General features: G+C 34.8%; 19 protein-coding genes and 1 other annotated feature. All 19 genes read right to left on the reverse strand.

The annotated features are described in order from the left end of the window. Positions 1-32: 32 nt before the first annotated feature. The 19 genes from rpsG to cysE all read right to left on the reverse strand — a co-directional run bounded on the left by rpsG (position 33) and on the right by cysE (position 17996). A complete protein-coding gene (gene rpsG, locus DYE57_RS10440) occupies positions 33-503 on the reverse strand; it encodes a 30S ribosomal protein S7 (protein WP_115313948.1) in 471 nt (156 codons plus the stop codon). 58 nt (positions 504-561) lie between these two features. Beyond that, positions 562-975, reverse strand: coding sequence for a 30S ribosomal protein S12 (gene rpsL, locus DYE57_RS10445; RefSeq protein ID WP_115313949.1), 414 nt, complete (start codon positions 973-975; stop codon positions 562-564). An 89-nt stretch (positions 976-1064) separates the two neighbouring features. Continuing rightward, positions 1065-1325, reverse strand: coding sequence for a ribosomal L7Ae/L30e/S12e/Gadd45 family protein (locus DYE57_RS10450; protein WP_115313950.1), 261 nt, complete (start codon positions 1323-1325; stop codon positions 1065-1067). 228 nt (positions 1326-1553) lie between these two features. Then, positions 1554-5150 carry a DNA-directed RNA polymerase subunit beta' gene (gene rpoC / locus DYE57_RS10455; protein ID WP_165417908.1) on the reverse strand — a complete coding sequence of 1199 codons (3597 nt, stop codon included), beginning with the start codon at positions 5148-5150 and terminating at the stop codon, positions 1554-1556. Positions 5151-5308: 158 nt separating this feature from the next. Continuing rightward, the gene (gene rpoB, locus DYE57_RS10460; RefSeq protein WP_115313952.1) at positions 5309-8860 is read right to left on the reverse strand and encodes a DNA-directed RNA polymerase subunit beta; all 3552 of its coding nucleotides are present in this window, start codon (positions 8858-8860) and stop codon (positions 5309-5311) included. A gap of 203 nt (positions 8861-9063) precedes the next feature. Next, a complete protein-coding gene (locus DYE57_RS10465; RefSeq protein WP_115313953.1) occupies positions 9064-9669 on the reverse strand; it encodes a class I SAM-dependent methyltransferase in 606 nt (201 codons plus the stop codon). Between the two features lie 205 nt (positions 9670-9874). Continuing rightward, positions 9875-10243: a 50S ribosomal protein L7/L12 gene (gene rplL, locus DYE57_RS10470; RefSeq protein ID WP_115313954.1), complete on the reverse strand. Its 369-nt coding sequence runs from the start codon at positions 10241-10243 to the stop codon at positions 9875-9877. A gap of 39 nt (positions 10244-10282) precedes the next feature. Beyond that, on the reverse strand, positions 10283-10783 hold the full coding sequence (rplJ, locus tag DYE57_RS10475; RefSeq protein ID WP_115313955.1) for a 50S ribosomal protein L10: 501 nt from the start codon (positions 10781-10783) through the stop codon (positions 10283-10285). Positions 10784-10821: 38 nt separating this feature from the next. Beyond that, positions 10822-10970: a sequence feature (ribosomal protein L10 leader region), on the reverse strand. Between the two features lie 92 nt (positions 10971-11062). Further along, on the reverse strand, positions 11063-11758 hold the full coding sequence (gene rplA / locus DYE57_RS10485) for a 50S ribosomal protein L1 (RefSeq protein WP_115313956.1): 696 nt from the start codon (positions 11756-11758) through the stop codon (positions 11063-11065). A 212-nt stretch (positions 11759-11970) separates the two neighbouring features. After that, positions 11971-12393: a 50S ribosomal protein L11 gene (gene rplK, locus DYE57_RS10490; RefSeq protein WP_115313957.1), complete on the reverse strand. Its 423-nt coding sequence runs from the start codon at positions 12391-12393 to the stop codon at positions 11971-11973. Between the two features lie 202 nt (positions 12394-12595). Further along, positions 12596-13144, reverse strand: a complete 549-nt coding sequence (gene nusG / locus DYE57_RS10495) for a transcription termination/antitermination protein NusG (protein WP_115313958.1) — start codon at positions 13142-13144, stop codon at positions 12596-12598. Between the two features lie 10 nt (positions 13145-13154). Then, entirely contained in the window at positions 13155-13337 is a 183-nt protein-coding gene (gene secE / locus DYE57_RS10500; protein ID WP_115313959.1) for a preprotein translocase subunit SecE, read from the reverse strand. A 67-nt stretch (positions 13338-13404) separates the two neighbouring features. Continuing rightward, complete coding sequence (gene rpmG, locus DYE57_RS10505; RefSeq protein WP_115313960.1) at positions 13405-13548, reverse strand: 50S ribosomal protein L33; 144 nt, start codon at positions 13546-13548, stop codon at positions 13405-13407. A 115-nt stretch (positions 13549-13663) separates the two neighbouring features. Continuing rightward, positions 13664-14242, reverse strand: a complete 579-nt coding sequence (locus DYE57_RS10510) for an RNA polymerase sigma factor (protein ID WP_115313961.1) — start codon at positions 14240-14242, stop codon at positions 13664-13666. 69 nt (positions 14243-14311) lie between these two features. Further along, complete coding sequence (locus DYE57_RS10515) at positions 14312-14839, reverse strand: NYN domain-containing protein (RefSeq protein ID WP_115313962.1); 528 nt, start codon at positions 14837-14839, stop codon at positions 14312-14314. Continuing rightward, positions 14836-15585, reverse strand: a complete 750-nt coding sequence (gene rlmB / locus DYE57_RS10520) for a 23S rRNA (guanosine(2251)-2'-O)-methyltransferase RlmB (protein WP_165417894.1) — start codon at positions 15583-15585, stop codon at positions 14836-14838. Before rlmB ends, DYE57_RS10515 begins: the two co-directional genes overlap by 4 nt. Positions 15586-15592: 7 nt before the next feature. Further along, complete coding sequence (locus tag DYE57_RS10525) at positions 15593-15979, reverse strand: Mini-ribonuclease 3 (RefSeq protein WP_115313964.1); 387 nt, start codon at positions 15977-15979, stop codon at positions 15593-15595. Positions 15980-15982: 3 nt separating this feature from the next. After that, a complete protein-coding gene (cysS, locus tag DYE57_RS10530) occupies positions 15983-17383 on the reverse strand; it encodes a cysteine--tRNA ligase (protein ID WP_115313965.1) in 1401 nt (466 codons plus the stop codon). Next, the gene (gene cysE, locus DYE57_RS10535; RefSeq protein ID WP_185802520.1) at positions 17367-17996 is read right to left on the reverse strand and encodes a serine O-acetyltransferase; all 630 of its coding nucleotides are present in this window, start codon (positions 17994-17996) and stop codon (positions 17367-17369) included. The genes cysS and cysE overlap by 17 nt, the downstream gene beginning before the upstream one ends. Positions 17997-18257: the final 261 nt, after the last annotated feature.

Here is an 18257-nt window from a genome sequence, read left to right on the forward strand (position 1 = left end):
AACGGAACACACTCAGGGTAAAAGCTTTCATCTTACCAACGATAGTGAGCAAATGCTTTGTTTGCTTCAGCCATTTTGTGAGTATCTTCACGTTTTTTGACTGCACCACCTGTATTATTTGCAGCGTCTAAGATTTCATTAGCTAAACGTTCTTCCATAGTTTTTTCACCGCGAAGACGAGCATAGTTTACTAACCAACGTAATCCTAAAGTTGTACGACGTACTGGGCGCACCTCAACTGGTACTTGGTAGTTAGAACCACCTACACGACGAGCTTTAACCTCTAATACTGGCATAATATTATTGATTGCTTCTTCGAATACTTCTAATGCATCACGACCACTGCGTTGTTCAACAAGATCAAATGCAGAATAAAGAATTCTTTGAGCTGTTCCGCGTTTACCATCTAACATAATTTTGTTAATTAATTTAGTAACTAACTTAGAATTATGAATTGGATCCGGTAATACGTCTCTTTTTGGTACTGATCCTTTACGAGGCATAATGTAAATCCTCCCTTCCTATTATAGTATACTCTTTAAAATTTACGTAATCATAAACTTAATTTTTAGGTTTTTTAGTTCCATATAGTGAACGTCCTTGTTTACGTCCATCTACACCAGAAGTATCAAGTGCACCACGCACAATGTGATAACGCACACCAGGTAAGTCTTTTACACGTCCACCACGTACAAGTACAACGCTGTGTTCTTGTAAGTTGTGTCCAATACCAGGAATATATGCATTAACTTCAATATTGTTTGATAAACGTACACGTGCATATTTACGTAATGCTGAGTTTGGTTTTTTTGGTGTCATAGTACCTACACGAGTACAAACACCACGTTTTTGAGGTGAGTTTAAGTCAGTAAATTGTTTCTTTTTACTATTGAAACCTCTATTTAAAGCTGGTGAATCTGATTTTTTTGTTTTGCTTTTTCTTGGTTTGCGTACTAATTGGTTAATAGTTGGCATGACTGTGTCCTCCTCTCTTCACTTTTTAATTCCACACATCCAGGTGGTTCATTTTATGGTTAAATAAAATTTAGTAAGCAACATCCTTACTAATTCTCATTCAATAACGCAACAATTGTTGCATTAACATTGATACCTACATATTCTCCTAAGGCGCGTTGGCTTGAGAAAAATGTAATAGGTATATTTTTATGATTGATATAGCTTAACACGCGAGTTAGTAAATGAACTTCAACGTCTTTAGCAATAATCAATGATGTAACTTGATCTCTTTTTAACACTTTGAGCGTCTCTTTGAGACCGACTACATAATGTTGTTTGTTAAAGCGTGCAACTTTTTCATTAGACATTTAAATATCCTCCAAAGTTCTGCCTGCATCAACCTTTAATATATTAACATTATTCAGCTATTATAGTCAACAATTTATCCAGTCATTTATTATAAAAATAAAATTTTGATTACTGAGAAAATACTGATTAAAAATCAAATAGAGTCTATCGCAATATAAATATAGGGCAGAACGCTTTCATTGTTCCACCCTAATCAAATATTTCGATTTAAATTTTTAGTAGCAATACTATTCAGTAATCTCTACTTCCTCATTTGCTTCTGCTACTGGAGTAGACGTTTTATCATATTGAATATCACTATAACGTCTCATACCAGTACCTGCAGGAATAAGTTTACCAATAATTACATTTTCTTTTAAACCAAGTAAGTCATCTCGTTTACCTTTAATTGCTGCATCGGTAAGTACACGAGTTGTTTCTTGGAATGACGCCGCTGATAAGAAGCTTTCAGTTTCAAGAGAAGCTTTTGTAATACCAAGCAATACTGGTTTAGCAGTTGCTGGACGTTTACGATGTTTAAATGCATCTCTATTTGCATCTGTAAAGCTATGAATGTCTACAAGTGAACCTGGTAATAATTTTGTGTCACCAGCTTCAATAATACGTACTTTTCGTAGCATTTGTCTTACCATTACTTCAACGTGTTTATCATCAATTTCCACACCTTGCATACGGTAAACTTTTTGTACTTCTTTTAATAGGTAGCTTTCAGTTGCGTTGAGACCTGCTACTGCTAAATAGTTTTTGGGCTCGATAGAACCTTCTGTGAGAACTTCACCACGTTCTACAGATTGCCCTACTTCCACTTTAAGTCTCGAAGTACCTGAAGCCAGATATGATCTTGTTTCATTAGCACCTTTAACGATGATTTCTTGTTGACGATCTTTAGCTAATTTAATGTCTTCTACAACACCTTCGATTTCAGTAATAACCGCTTGACCTTTAGGATTACGCGCTTCGAAGATTTCTTGGATACGTGGAAGACCTTGCGTGATATCGCTTCCTGCAACCCCACCAGTGTGGAATGTACGCATTGTAAGTTGGGTACCTGGCTCACCAATTGATTGAGCGGCAATTGTACCAACTGCTTCTCCAACTTCAACTTTTTCTCCAGTGGCAAGGTTTTTACCATAACATTTTTCACAAACACCATGGCGAGTATTACAAGTGAATGCAGAACGAATATACATTTGTTCAATACCTGCATCAGTGATTTGTTTAGCGATATCAGCAGTAATTAATTCATCTGGACGGATGATGATTTCATCAGTTTCCGGATGGCGAATTGTTTCTTTAGAGTAGCGACCTTCGATACGTTCAATGAATGGTTCAATCATTTCTGTACCCTCTTTGATATCAGAAACTAATAAACCACGGTCGGTACCACAGTCTTCTTCACGCACGATAACATCTTGTGCCACGTCAACAAGACGACGAGTAAGGTAACCAGAATCAGCTGTTTTAAGGGCTGTATCGGCAAGACCTTTACGCGCACCATGTGTAGAAATGAAGTACTCTAATACAGTTAAACCTTCACGGAATGAAGATGTGATTGGTAACTCGATAATTTTACCTGAAGGTGCAGCCATTAATCCACGCATACCAGCTAACTGAGTAAAGTTAGATGCGTTACCACGGGCACCAGAATCACTCATCATGAAGATTGGGTTTGTTTTTTCAAGAGACTGCATTAATTCGCCTTGAATTTGGTCTTTAGCGTCAGTCCAAATCTCAACAACCCCATTGTAACGCTCATCTTCAGTGATTAAACCACGATTAAATTGTTTAGTCACACGTTCAACTAATTTTTCGTGTTCATCTAGGATATCTTGTTTATCTGGTAGTACCACAATATCAGATACACCAACAGTGATTCCTGCTTTAGAAGAGAATTTGAAACCTAAATCTTTCATTCTATCTAACATCATAGAAGTATCCGTAATGCTAAATCTATTGAATACTTCAGCAATAATGTTTCCTAAGAACTTTTTATTAAATGGTTCTATAAGTACTGCATTATCAAAGTATTCTTTTAATCCACCTTCACCCAATTGAGTAGGATCAATAAAGTATTTGTCAGGTGTCTTTGTTTCTAAATTAGCTTGGCTTGGCTCATTGATATATGCAAATGAATCAGGAATAATTTCATTGAAAATAATTTTACCTACTGAAGTAGCTAATATTTTATTATTTTGTTCATCAGTAAATGTTGGATTATTAAATGAATTAGCATGAACACCAATACGAGTGTGTAAGTGTACATATCCATTTGCATATGCTTTTAATACTTCATTTGTATCATTAAAAATGGCACCAGTATTTACCGCATCTTTTCGTTCTAATGTTAAATAATAGTTACCTAATACCATATCTTGAGATGGTGTAACAACTGGCTTACCATCTTTAGGATTTAAGATGTTTTGAGCAGCAAGCATTAACATACGAGCTTCAGCTTGTGCTTCTTTAGATAAAGGTACGTGAACAGCCATTTGGTCACCATCAAAGTCTGCGTTATATGCAGTTGTAACAAGTGGATGAAGACGAATCGCACGACCTTCAACTAATGTAGGTTCAAACGCTTGGATACCTAATCTATGCAATGTTGGTGCACGGTTAAGTAATACTGGGTGTTCAGTAATAACATCTTCTAATACATCCCATACTTCATCTTCCATACGTTCAATTTTACTTTTAGCATTTTTAATGTTTGTAGCAATTTCACGTTGAACTAGTTTTTTCATTACAAATGGTTTGAATAATTCAAGAGCCATCTCTTTTGGAAGACCACATTGATACATTTTCAAGCTTGGTCCTACTGCGATAACTGAACGGCCTGAATAGTCAACACGTTTCCCTAATAAGTTTTGACGGAAACGACCTTGTTTACCCTTCAACATATGTGAAAGTGATTTTAAAGGACGGTTACCAGGTCCAGTAACTGGACGGCCACGGCGACCGTTATCAATTAGAGCATCTACTGCTTCTTGTAACATACGTTTTTCGTTTTGTACGATGATACCAGGTGCACCAAGATCTAATAAACGTTTTAAACGATTATTACGGTTAATCACACGACGATACAAGTCGTTTAAATCACTTGTTGCAAAACGCCCTCCGTCTAATTGAACCATTGGACGAATTTCTGGTGGAATAATTGGTAGAACATCTAGTATCATACAAGAAGGATTGTTACCAGAATTTCTAAATGATTCAACAACTTCTAAACGTTTAATTGCTCGAGTTAATCTTTGACCTGTAGCAGATTCTAACTCATCACGTAAGATTTTTAACTCTTCGTCTAAATCAATTTCTTCTAATAAATCTTTAATACCTTCAGCGCCCATTTTGGCAGTAAATTGATTTGGATATTTATCATAATACTCTCTGAATTCAGCTTCAGACAATAACGTTTTCTTTTCTAATCCTGTAGGACCTGGATCAACTACTATATAAGAAGCAAAATAAATCACTTCTTCTAATGCTCTTGGTGACATATCGAGCAATAGTCCCATACGACTTGGAATTCCTTTGAAATACCAGATATGAGATACAGGTGCTGCTAATTCAATGTGTCCCATTCTTTCTCGACGCACTTTTGATTTAGTTACTTCAACGCCACATCTATCACATACCATACCTTTGTAGCGTACACGTTTGTACTTCCCACAACTACATTCCCAGTCTTTAGTAGGTCCAAAAATTCTTTCACAGAAAAGACCATCTTTTTCTGGCTTTAAAGTACGATAGTTTATTGTTTCAGGTTTCTTAACTTCACCATATGACCAAGAACGAATCTTTTCAGGTGAAGCTAATCCTATTTTCATATAATGGAAATTATTTACATCAATCAAGGAGCCTACCTCCTTCAATTTAGATTAGCTGTGCTATTTGATTGATTACTTTCATTGAAATCGAATACCTAAAGAAGTTGAAATGATAATCATTTCATACCCTTTAAGTATTCATTTATCTTAAGTGCTTATTAATCAGTTGTTTCTTTTTGTGATTCCGGAGCATTTTTTTGTTGTAAATCTACTTTGCGTTCCGTTGCATCTTCATCATCAACATCTGCCATTTCAATTTCATTATCATGCTCATCCATTACTTTAACATCTAATCCTAAACTTTGTAATTCTTTCATCAGTACTCGGAATGACTCAGGAACACTTGGTCTAGAGATGTTTTCACCTTTAACGATAGATTCGTAAGTTTTAACACGTCCTACTGTATCGTCAGATTTATAAGTTAAGATTTCTTGTAAAGTATAAGCAGCACCATATGCTTCAAGTGCCCATACCTCCATCTCACCGAAACGTTGTCCACCAAATTGTGCTTTACCACCGAGTGGTTGTTGTGTAACGAGTGAGTATGGTCCTGTTGAACGTGCATGCAATTTGTCATCAACCATGTGAGCAAGTTTAAGCATGTACATTACACCTACAGAAATACGGTTATCAAACGGTTCACCCGTACGCCCATCATATAATACAGTCTTACCATCACGTGCCATGCCGGCCTCTTCGATTGTAGACCAAACATCATCATCATTAGCACCATCAAATACTGGTGATGCAATGTGGATGCCTAAGTTTTTAGCAGCCATACCTAAGTGTAATTCTAGCACTTGTCCAATGTTCATACGTGAAGGTACACCAAGTGGATTTAACATGATGTCGATTGGTCGACCATCAGGTAAGTATGGCATATCTTCTTCAGGAACAATTTTAGAAATAACACCTTTATTACCATGACGACCGCACATTTTATCCCCTACATGAATTTTACGTTTTTGAACGATATAAACACGTACTAATTGATTTACACCAGGAGATAAAGTGTCATCGCCCTCTTCACGGTTGAAGACTTTTACATCTAATACGATGCCCCCTGCACCATGTGGTACACGTAATGAAGTATCACGAACTTCACGAGCCTTTTCACCGAAAATAGCATGTAATAATCTTTCTTCTGCTGTTAGTTCCGTTACACCTTTAGGCGTTACTTTGCCTACTAAGATGTCACCATCTTTAACTTCGGCACCAACATAAACGATACCACGATCGTCTAAGTTTTTAAGCGCACTTTCAGACACATTAGGAATATCACGAGTAATTTCTTCAGGTCCTAATTTAGTGTCACGTGCTTCTGATTCGTATTCTTCGATATGAATAGATGTATAGACATCATCTTTAACTAAACGTTCGCTCATGATAACGGCATCCTCATAGTTATAACCGTCCCAAGTCATGAAACCTACAACTACGTTACGACCTAAAGCCATTTCACCTAGTTCCATTGAAGGACCGTCTGCTAAAATTTCGTTATATTCAACAACGTCTCCAACAGAAACAATTGGGCGTTGGTTATAACATGTACCAGAGTTTGAACGTTTGAATTTTGCTAATGGATAGCGATCTAATTCACCTTCATGTTCAATACCATTTTCTTCTACTAAACGACGAACTAAAACTTCATTAGACTCAACATGTTCAACACGTCCTCTATGCTTAGCAGTAATTGCTGCACCTGAGTCACGCGCTGCTACATGTTCCATACCTGTTCCAACAAATGGCGCTTCTGGGTTCATTAATGGTACTGCTTGACGTTGCATGTTTGCACCCATTAATGCTCGGTTTGAGTCATCGTTTTCTAAGAATGGGATACATGCAGTAGCTGCTGAAACTACTTGTTTAGGTGATACGTCCATATAGTCCATTTTTTCTTTAGCCATCACTGTGTTATTGCCACGAAAACGACAAACAACTTCATCATCTAAGAAGCACCCATTTTCATCAAGACGTGAGTTTGCTTGTGCAACAACATAACTATCTTCTTCATCAGCAGTTAAGTAGTCAATTTGGTCAGTGATTGAATTAGTATCTAAATCAACTTTACGATAAGGTGTTTCAATAAAACCAAATTCATTTACTCTTGCATAACTAGATAATGAGTTAATTAATCCAATGTTTGGGCCCTCAGGTGTTTCAATAGGGCACATACGACCGTAGTGAGAATAATGCACGTCACGTACTTCCATTTGAGCGCGTTCACGAGTTAAACCACCAGGTCCTAGAGCTGATAAACGACGTTTATGAGTCAACTCAGCTAATGGGTTTGCTTGGTCCATGAATTGAGATAATTGAGAACTACCAAAAAATTCTTTAATAGATGCAATGACTGGACGAATATTAATTAATTGTTGTGGAGTGATAGAATCAGTGTCTTGAATTGACATTCTCTCACGTACAACACGTTCCATTCTAGACAAACCGATACGGAATTGGTTTTGTAGTAATTCACCAACTGAACGTAAACGACGATTACCTAAGTGGTCAATATCATCTGTATAACCAATTCCATTCAATAAGTTAAAGAAGTAACTCATTGAGGCGATAATATCAGCCGGAGTAATACATTTAACTTCTGAGTCTGGTAATGCATTACCAATAACAGTAGTAGTTCGACCTTCTTCATCATTAGGAACATATACTTTAATTGATTGAATTTCTACTGGTTCATCAATGACACTACCTTCAAGTTCAAAGACTTCGCTATTAGCGTTTGTCTCCAATACGTCCATGATTTCATCTAGTTTACGACGATCAAGTACAGTACCTTCTTCCGCTACAATCTCACCTGTTTCACTATTAACAATTGGTTCTGCTAGTTTTTGATTAAATAAACGGTGTTTTAAATGTAACTTTTTGTTAGCTTTATAACGACCTACACTTGCTAAATCATAGCGTTTAGGATCGAAGAAACGTGAATATAATAAGCTTTTAGCATTTTCTACTGTTGGTGGTTCGCCAGGACGCAAACGTTCATAAATTTCTAATAAAGCTTGTTCTGTATTTTCAGTTCCATCTTTTTCTAATGTATTACGTAAATATTCACTGTCTCCTATTAAATCAACGATTTCTTGATCAGTTGAGAAACCTAGCGCACGTAACAATACAGTTAATGGTAATTTACGTGTTCTATCGATACGAACATAAACGACATCTTTAGCATCTGTTTCATATTCTAACCAAGCACCACGGTTAGGAATAATAGTCGCATCATAATTTTCACGACCGTTTTTATCAATTTTTTCGTTGAAATAAACAGATGGTGAACGTACTAATTGAGACACGATAACACGCTCAGCACCATTGATAACAAATGTACCTGTGTCTGTCATTAATGGGAAATCACCCATGAAGACTTCTTGTTCTTTTACTTCGCCTGTTTCTTTAATAATGAGACGTACTTTGACACGAAGAGGTGCAGCATAAGTAGCGTCACGATTTTTAGATTCTTCTAAATCATAATTTGGTTCACCTAATCTATAATCTACAAATTCTAAAGATAGGTTGCCTGTGAAATCTTCAATTGGTGAAATGTCTCTAAACATTTCTAATAACCCTTCTTTAAGGAACCAATCATAAGATTTAGTTTGAATTTCTATTAAGTTTGGTAATTCTAATACTTCTGAAATTCTCGCATAATTTCTACGTTTACGATGTCTTCCATATTGGACAACTTGACCTGCCAAACAGATTCACCCCTCAAAAATTGTGCGTTTCCCTTTACTTACTCATTGAATATAAAAGACAAAAAGAAAACGGCAACACGTACGATGACACCATTTTCGATTTATATTTATACTTAATTTATTTATCCATTTTACGTAAAAGTACACACTTATTGAACATAAATTTTTACATTTTATAACTATATCAGAATACGATATTGAAATCAACCTTTTGAGCTTTTCAAAATATAATAGCCTTTACTTTTAGTAACAACTTCTACGTTATTAAATAGCTCTTCCATTCTTTTTTTCGCTGATGGCATACCTTGCTTTTTTTGAATGACAACATATAATGAACCTGCCTCTTTAAGATGAGCAAATGCTTCCTCAAAGATACGATGAACAACATCTTTTCCAGCACGAATAGGTGGATTTGTTAGTATGTAATTGAATTGAACTTCTACTGCAGATAAACATTCACTTTCAATAATAGTTGCATTGTCTATTTGGTTTTTGGTTTGATTCATTTCTGCCAAAGCAAGCGCTCTACAATTGACATCTAACATTGTTATTCGATGATGCGGAGACACTTTTGCAATTGTTAAACCAATTGGTCCATACCCACACCCTACATCTGCAATAGACTTACTAGGTCCAGGCGGATGTTCTTTTAAAAAAGTCTGAATCAACAAATCTGAACCAAAATCTACTCTATCCTTAGAAAACACGCCTGCATCTGTTGTAAATTCTAATTGTGTTTGATTAAAGTAGTAACTAATTTTCTTTTGGTTACTTTTTACATTCGGCTGTTCATCATAATAATGACTCATATCTACACCTCTATTGACATCATTCAATTTAAAATTAATTAAAAGTTAAAATCCTCAATATAACTATAAATTAAGCAAAAACCCCGTTAATTTAATAACGGGGTTTTAATTTCTCAAAGAATTCAGGTTGTATTCGTCTCGACTATACTTATAACATAGGTCGAACAAATCTCTTCAACCTCATTATTTAATTAGATAGTAGAGACTATTTTAATTCTACGCTAGCTCCAACTTCTTCTAATTGTTCTTTAAGTTTTTCAGCTTCTTCTTTAGGCATAGCTTCTTTAATTACTTTAGGAGCTCCGTCAACTAATTCTTTAGCATCTTTTAATCCTAAGCCAGTTGCTTCTTTAACTGCTTTAACAACTTTGATTTTAGAAGATCCAGCTGAAGTTAATTCAACGTCAAATTCAGTTTTTTCAGCTGCTGCGTCTCCGCCACCAGCTGCACCTGCTGCTGCTACAGGAGGTGCTGCAGTCACACCAAATTCTTCTTCAATTGCTTTTACTAAATCGTTTAATTCTAATACTGACATTTCTTTAATTGCTTCAATGATTTGTTCTTGATTAGCCATTTTACAATTCCTCCATTTAATTTAAATTTTTATGCGCAATTATTCAGCGCTTTCTTCTTTTTGTTCTCCAACAGCTTTAACTGCATAAGCGAAGTTGCGTACTGGAGCTTGTAATACTGATAAAAGCATTGATACAAGACCATCGTGTGAAGGTAATGAACCAACAGTTTTAACTTCTTCAGCTGAAATAACGTTACCTTCCATAACACCTGTGTTTACTTCTAAAGCTTCGTGTTCTTTAGCAAATCCTGAGATAACTTTTGCTGGCGCAACAACATCTTCAGTTGAAGTTGCAATTGCTGTAGGACCTGTTAAAAACTCATCTAAGCCTTCAATACCTGCTTGTTCAGCTGCACGACGAACCATAGTGTTTTTATAAACTTTATATTTAACACCTACTTCACGTAATTGTGAACGTAATTCAGTAACTTCTGCTACAGTTAATCCACGGTAGTCAACGATTACTGTTGAAACTGAATTTTTAAGTTGTTCAGCAATAGTATCTACTTGTTGTTTTTTTGCTTCAATGATAGCAGACATTCAGACACCTCCATTTAAATTTTTTCGGTGCTTTTTTAATTTCAATAAAAAAAGCACTTTCTACCCACGGCAAAAAGTGCTTGAAAGATCATTAATCATCACGTTCAAGTCAATTTTAGCCTCGGTAGGATTGAATTTTTAAGTTAAACATAACTCCTACTGTCTTAGGTAAAATAATCACAATTATCAATATAACTGCTTTAATGTAATAAGTCAACAAAAAATTACAGACTGAAGTAATTAATCTATCAGTCTGTAATTGTGTTGAATTTATAAAATTTATAATTTAAAAGATGAAGTATCAACTTTAACTCCAGGACCCATTGTTGTTGTAACAGCAACAGATTTAAAGTAAGTACCTTTAGCTGATGATGGTTTAGCTTTAGCTAATACATCTTGTAAAGTATCAAAGTTTTCAACTAATTTTTCTTCGTCAAATGAAACTTTACCGATTGAAGCATGTACGATACCTGCTTTTTCAGCACGGTATTCAACTTTACCAGCTTTGATTTCTTCAACCGCTTTTTTAACGTCCATAGTTACAGTACCAGTTTTAGGGTTTGGCATTAATCCTTTAGGTCCTAAAACTCGACCTAATTTGCCAACTTCGCCCATCATGTCTGGAGTAGCTACAACTACATCAAAATCAAACCAACCTTGTTGGATTTTTTGAACGTAGTCTGCCTCACCTACATAATCTGCACCTGCTTCTTCAGCTTCAGTGATTTTATCACCTTTAGCGAAAACTAATACACGTTGTGATTTACCAGTTCCATGAGGTAAAACTACTGCGCCACGGATTTGTTGGTCATTTTTACGTGTATCAATTCCTAAACGGAATGCAACTTCAACAGAAGCGTCAAAGTTAGCAATGCTAGTTTCTTTAACTAATTTAATTGCTTCTTCAACACTATAGTATTGAGTACGATCAACTTTACTAGCTGCTTCTTGATACTTTTTACCTTTTTTAGCCATTTATTGTTCCTCCTTTAGTGGTTTTAGCGGAATTTCCTCCCACATTTACTTGCTTCTTGCAAGTTAAGAGCAGATAACAAATGAAAGTTAATATTATTACAATATAAACATCAACTCATCAATAGACAATATTAATTGGATGCCTTCTCTGTTACCTGCTTTGTATCGTCTAAATTAAATTCGTTTCAAATTAATTTACTAACTTAGCTTTTTTACTGCACAGTGATACCCATGCTACGTGCAGTACCTTCAATAATACGCATAGCTGCTTCTTCGTCTGCAGCATTTAAATCTTGCATCTTAGTTTGAGCAATTTCTCGTACTTGATCTTTAGTTACTGATGCAACTTTTATTTTGTTAGGTTCACCAGAACCTTTATCAACGCCAGCTGCTTTTTTAAGTAGTACTGGAGCCGGTGGAGTTTTTGTAATAAATGTAAATGAACGGTCTTCATATACACTGATTTCTACCGGAATGATTAAACCTGCTTGTTCTTGAGTACGTGCGTTGAACTCTTTACAGAATCCCATAATGTTCACACCTGCTTGACCTAATGCTGGACCAACTGGTGGTGCCGGGTTTGCTTTACCTGCAGGAATTTGCAATTTAACTACTTTTTCTACTTTTTTAGCCACGATGTGCACCTCCTTGATATCGTGATGTGGTCACAGGGCTCAGTTTTGCCCTCCCACTCTTAAAAACATTTCGTGACGAAATGAACGCTCTAAAAGCGCGACCACATTATTTTAACACTCAAACTATTAAAAAATCAATAGTAAAATTTCATCTTTATCATGAAAACGATTTGAGTGTAACTAGATTCTTAACTGATTATATTTAAAGTTTTTCTATTTGATCAAATTCAACTTCTACTGGTGTTTCGCGACCAAACATATCTACTAACACAGTAAGTTTAAACTTGTTTGTCTCGATTTCTTGTACTTCTCCAACCTGATTAGCAAATGGTCCTGATTTAATACGAACTTGTTCTCCCACATCTAGTTCAACATCAATCGTTTTTTCTTTAAGGCCCATTTGTTTAAGGATGAAGCGTACTTCTTCAGGAAGTAAGGGATTAGGTTTAGAGCCTGCTCCAGCTGAACCTACAAATCCCGTAACTCCAGGAGTGTTTCTTACCACATACCAAGATTGGTCAGTCATGACAAGTTCAACTAATACATAACCAGGAAAAGTCTTTTTCACAAGCTTTTTAGCTTTACCATCTTTAACTTGAGTTTCTTCCTCTTCTGGTATGACAACTCTGAAAATTTGTTCAGTCATGTTCATAGATTCTACTCTTTTTTCTAAATTCTTTTTAACTTTATTCTCATATCCAGAATAAGTATGTACAGCATACCAACGCTTAGCGCCTACTTCTTCAGACATGTCTCCACTCCTAACCTAAAAATAATTGTTTTAATGTATTAATTCCTATGTCTAAGGCATAGAAAAAGACTAAGAAAAATATAACAGTATATACAACGATTACCGTGTATTTAAATAATTCTTCTTTAGTTGGCCAACTCGTTTTTTCCATTTCTGACTTTACGCCTTTAAAGAAGTTCTCTTTTTTAGCCATTTATAAGACCTCCACATTTTGTGACTCTTTATCAAAGTCTGATTCATTTTAATTGATTGTTATTAGCTTATTTAGATTCTTTATGAACGGTATGCGCATTACACTTTGGACAAAACTTTTTTAACGTCAGTCGTGTTGCAGAACCTTCGTTTTTTACAACAATATAATTACGATTGCCACAAACTTCACAATTTAAAGGTACTTTCTTCACAATTATTCACCTTTACTCATTATAATACCAATATACTATACATAAATGTCATAATAAATGTCAAACTTACTCTTCACTAAATATCGACTCTATTTTTTAGTATTAAAAATCTTTTTTAATTCTTAAATTCGCGCTTGAATTTTATTTTACACCGGTGAATGGCATTATAAACAACTTTTTCTTTCACTTCTAAAATGGTTGCTATTTCTTTGGGTTTATAATCTTTGAGCAATAACTGAATAATTGATTTTTCCATCTGACTTAACGTTTGCGATTGAATATCAAACATTGCTGATAATTCTTTTCTCAAAATACTTCTTTCAATATCATTGATTGCTAAAGCGCAATGGTAATCTACAACATACTCGTTAATCAACCGAGGGTATCTATGATTATCTGCTTTTAACTTTCTAAAATAATCATATTTTACTGAGCATATTAATAAAAATATATAATGTTCAAATGAAATACCGCGACTGAAATCGAATGATTGCAATGCTCGGTACAACTTGATAATAATATCTTGAAATATATCCTCAAGTTCAAAATGATTATTTGTTATATATCTGATTTTTCTATAAATCAAGGGTCTGAGATAATATATTAAATCCTCAAACCATTGCTCAAAATGACTGTTGTCTAAATTACTTTGATTCTGTGATATTAGTTCTAGTTGACTGTAATTAAATTCCATACCTCTAACCTTTCAAATGAGTTGAGGTTAGTTTATATGAATAGCTTTTAAAATCGCAATAGTACTTAATCAGTCCTTTTTGTGGTTGCCACGTCTAATTTTTTCAAATTCTTCAAGAATCTCATTTGATAACTGAATTCGCGTTCTTGGCTTCTTTTCACTAAAATCATTTATAGATTTATTAACGGTTATTTCGTTTTCTTTTAAATCACGCCACATTTCTCTGGAAGAAATTCGGTATGCTCCTGAACCGAATATCGCGTGTTGTTCGCTCATATCACTTGTTACCACAGTAATATGGGTCGTATGTTTATCATAGAGTTGATATACGTAACGTTCAATAAAGCTATCTGCTGTTTCTTTTTCTTTAGTAAACACTGTTTTCACACCATGATAAACATACTCTCTTTCAATACCTGATTGTTCGTATGCATCAAAGACACAAACAATTTCATCTGCAACTAACGCATTATAATTAGCTATGACATCTAATAATTGTTCCCTTGCTTCTTCCAAGCTTTCTTTTGCAATTGCGCTAAGTGTCGAGGACTGCCCTATCATATTGTAACCATCTATTATAAGGTATCTTTCTTTCATGATGTTTCACCAGTTTGATGACGTTTTCGAAATACTTCATACATCATTAAGCTTGCTGCTACAGATGCATTAAGACTATTGACATGACCTACCATAGGAATTTTTATATAAAAGTCACATTTATCACTAACTAGACGACTCATACCTTGTCCCTCACTACCAATAACAATCACTAATGACATATCAGTTTGTAAATCTCTGTAATCTGTCGCATTACTCGCTTCTGTCCCGGCTACCCAAAAGCCATTATTTTTTAATTCATCTATCGTTTTAGATAAATTCGTGACACGTATGACTGGAACATGCTGTATTGCTCCAGTTGAAGCTTTAGCCACAGTTTGAGTCAGTGCTACAGATCGTCTTTTAGGTATTATTACCCCATCGACACCCGATGCATCAGCAGTTCTCAATATAGAGCCCAGATTATGAGGGTCTTCTAAACCATCTAGAATAAGCACTGTTGAATAGTCACCTTTATCTTTTTGGTTTTGTAAAAACTGATCAAAATCAGCATATTCATATGGAGCGACTAATGCTGCTACCCCTTGGTGAGGAGCATTTGCTAAAAAATCTAATTTTGATTTTGGTACTGTTTTCACTATCAATTTTTTGGATTTTGCATTTTTTAAAATATCATTAATTTGTTGCTTTTTTATACCATCTTGAATCAAAATTTTATTAATGGCGTGACCTGATATAATAGCTTCTTTAACAGCATGTCTTCCGACTATAACAATATCTTCCACATTCACACTACCTTTCATTAACTATTTCAACAATTGATTGTAATAAAGCTTCTAATCGTTCCAATCGATGGTCTAAGTATAAAAAACCGATTACAGCCTCTAAAGCTGAACTTTTGCGGTAAGTTTGAATATCGATATTCTTAGCTTTTGTATAACTTTTAGCATTTCGTCCTCTTCTCAAAATATCTAATTCTTCATCAGTAAACCAATTAACAGTCATTAAATATTCTAATGTTTGAGCTTGACTTTTAGCCGAAACATATTGTTTTGATACTTGATGTAACCGATTCGGTTTACTTTGTAACTTAAGAACGATATATTTCCGCACATATTGATCAAGAACAGCATCACCCATATATGCTAATGTTAGGGGGTTGAGTAACTTCACATTCATTGTTTAACCACGCTTAAATCTTACACCTTGAGGCGTATCTTCTAAAATAATATTACGTTCTTTTAATATATCTCTAATTTCATCTGCGCGGGTGAAATCTTTATTCTTACGTGCTACGTTACGTTCCTCAATTAATTGCTCAATATCTTCATCTAATAACTCATCTGTTTCTTTTCCTTTAAGAGGAATACCTAATACATCACTAAAAATTTTATACACTTCTTTAAATTTATTAATCACTTTAGTTGAAGTTGTATTTTCAAGAACATATTTATTCGCAAGTTTCGCTAAGTCATACCAAGCTGTAACCGCATTAGCAGTGTTAAAATCGTCGTCCATTACAGCTTCAAACTGTTTAAGAATAGTATCAATTTGCTTAATATAAGCTAACTGTTCAACTAAATCAGTAGCAATATTTTCTTTTTCTTCAATCAATTTATAACTATTACGTATGCGCTCTAAGCCACTACGTGCAGCTCCCACAAGTTCTAAATTATAGTTAATAGGACTACGATAATGCACACTAATTATAAAGAAACGCAAAACATCGGGATCAATTTCTTTGATAATATCATGTACTAAAATAAAGTTTCCTAATGATTTACTCATTTTCTCATTATCAATATTAATAAAACCATTATGCATCCAATAGTTAGCAAATGGTGCGTGATTGTGCGCTTCTGATTGAGCGATTTCATTTTCATGGTGCGGAAATTGTAAATCTGATCCGCCAGCATGAATATCAATTGTTGGACCTAGTTCATGATATGCCATCACTGAACATTCGATATGCCAACCAGGTCGACCTTCGCCAAATGGACTATTCCAACTAATTTCACCCGGTTTAGCTTCTTTCCATAAAGTAAAATCCAAGTCATCTTCTTTTTGTTCACCAGCTTCGATACGAGCTCCTACTTTTAAGTCATTTAAAGATTGGTGGCTTAATTTACCATATCCATCAAACTTACGAGTTCTAAAGTAAACATCGCCATAACTTGCATAAGCATATCCTTGATCTACTAACTTTTTGATAAAATCGATAATTTCATCCATATGATGCATCACTCGAGGATTAGATGTTGCTTTTTTAACGTTTAAAGCACCTACATCTTCATAAAATGCTTTAATATATTTTTCTGCAATTTCAGGGACACTCTCGTTCAATTCTTTAGAGCGGTTGATTAATTTATCGTCTACATCTGTAAAATTTGAAACATAAATAACTTCATATCCTTTATATTCAAAATATCTTCTGACTACATCATAATTGATGGCAGGTCGAGCATTTCCTATGTGAATATAATTATAAACAGTTGGACCACATACATACATTTTTACCTTACCCGGTTCAATGGGCTCAAACGTCTCTTTCTGACGCGTTAAAGTGTTATATAATGTAATCATCTTGAATTTCTCCATTCTTAGCTTTTTCAAGTTGGCGCTCTAAATGTTTTATTTGTTCAAAAAGTGGATCAGGTAAGTTACGGTGATCAAATGTTTTACCTATACGTTTGCCTTCTTGTTTTACAATGTGACCAGGAATACCGACAACAGTTGTATAACTAGGCACAGATTGTAAAACGACAGAATTGGCCCCTATATTAACGTTAGAATCAATTTGGATATTACCTAAAATTTTAGAGCCAGCTGCTATTAATACATTATCACCAATATCAGGATGCCTTTTACCTCTATCCTTACCAGTACCACCTAAAGTGACACCTTGATATATTGTTACATTATCGCCAATTGTACATGTTTCTCCAATTACTACACCCATACCATGATCGATAAATAATCGCTTACCAATTTTGGCGCCCGGATGAATTTCTATTCCTGTGAAAAAACGTGACAATTGCGAAATCATTCTTGCTGCAACAAAACGTTTTTTATTATAAAGTTTATGGGCTATTAAATGACTCCACACTGCATGTATGCCTGCATAAGTTGTTACTACTTCTAAAGTTGAGCGTGCTGCTGGATCCTGTTCAAACACCATTTTTATATCGTCTTTCATTCTTCTTAACAAGACCGTCTCCCCCTTAGTCAAATCAATTTGATTTCTTTATTTCGTTTCGTTAATGGTTCTCATAATACGTTAGTTACTAAAGTTAAATACACTAAAAGAACGCCTCTAACATCTGTTGCTAGAGGCGCTCACGCACGGTTCCACTCTTAATTTAATAACGATATTTATGATAAATAAACATCATCATTCTCATTTATATTATTCATTTTAAATTACAAAGGTGCATTCATTAATATTTATGATGTGCTC

The organism is Staphylococcus saccharolyticus, from assembly GCF_900458815.1.
Taxonomy (GTDB): Bacteria; Bacillota; Bacilli; order Staphylococcales; family Staphylococcaceae; genus Staphylococcus; species Staphylococcus saccharolyticus.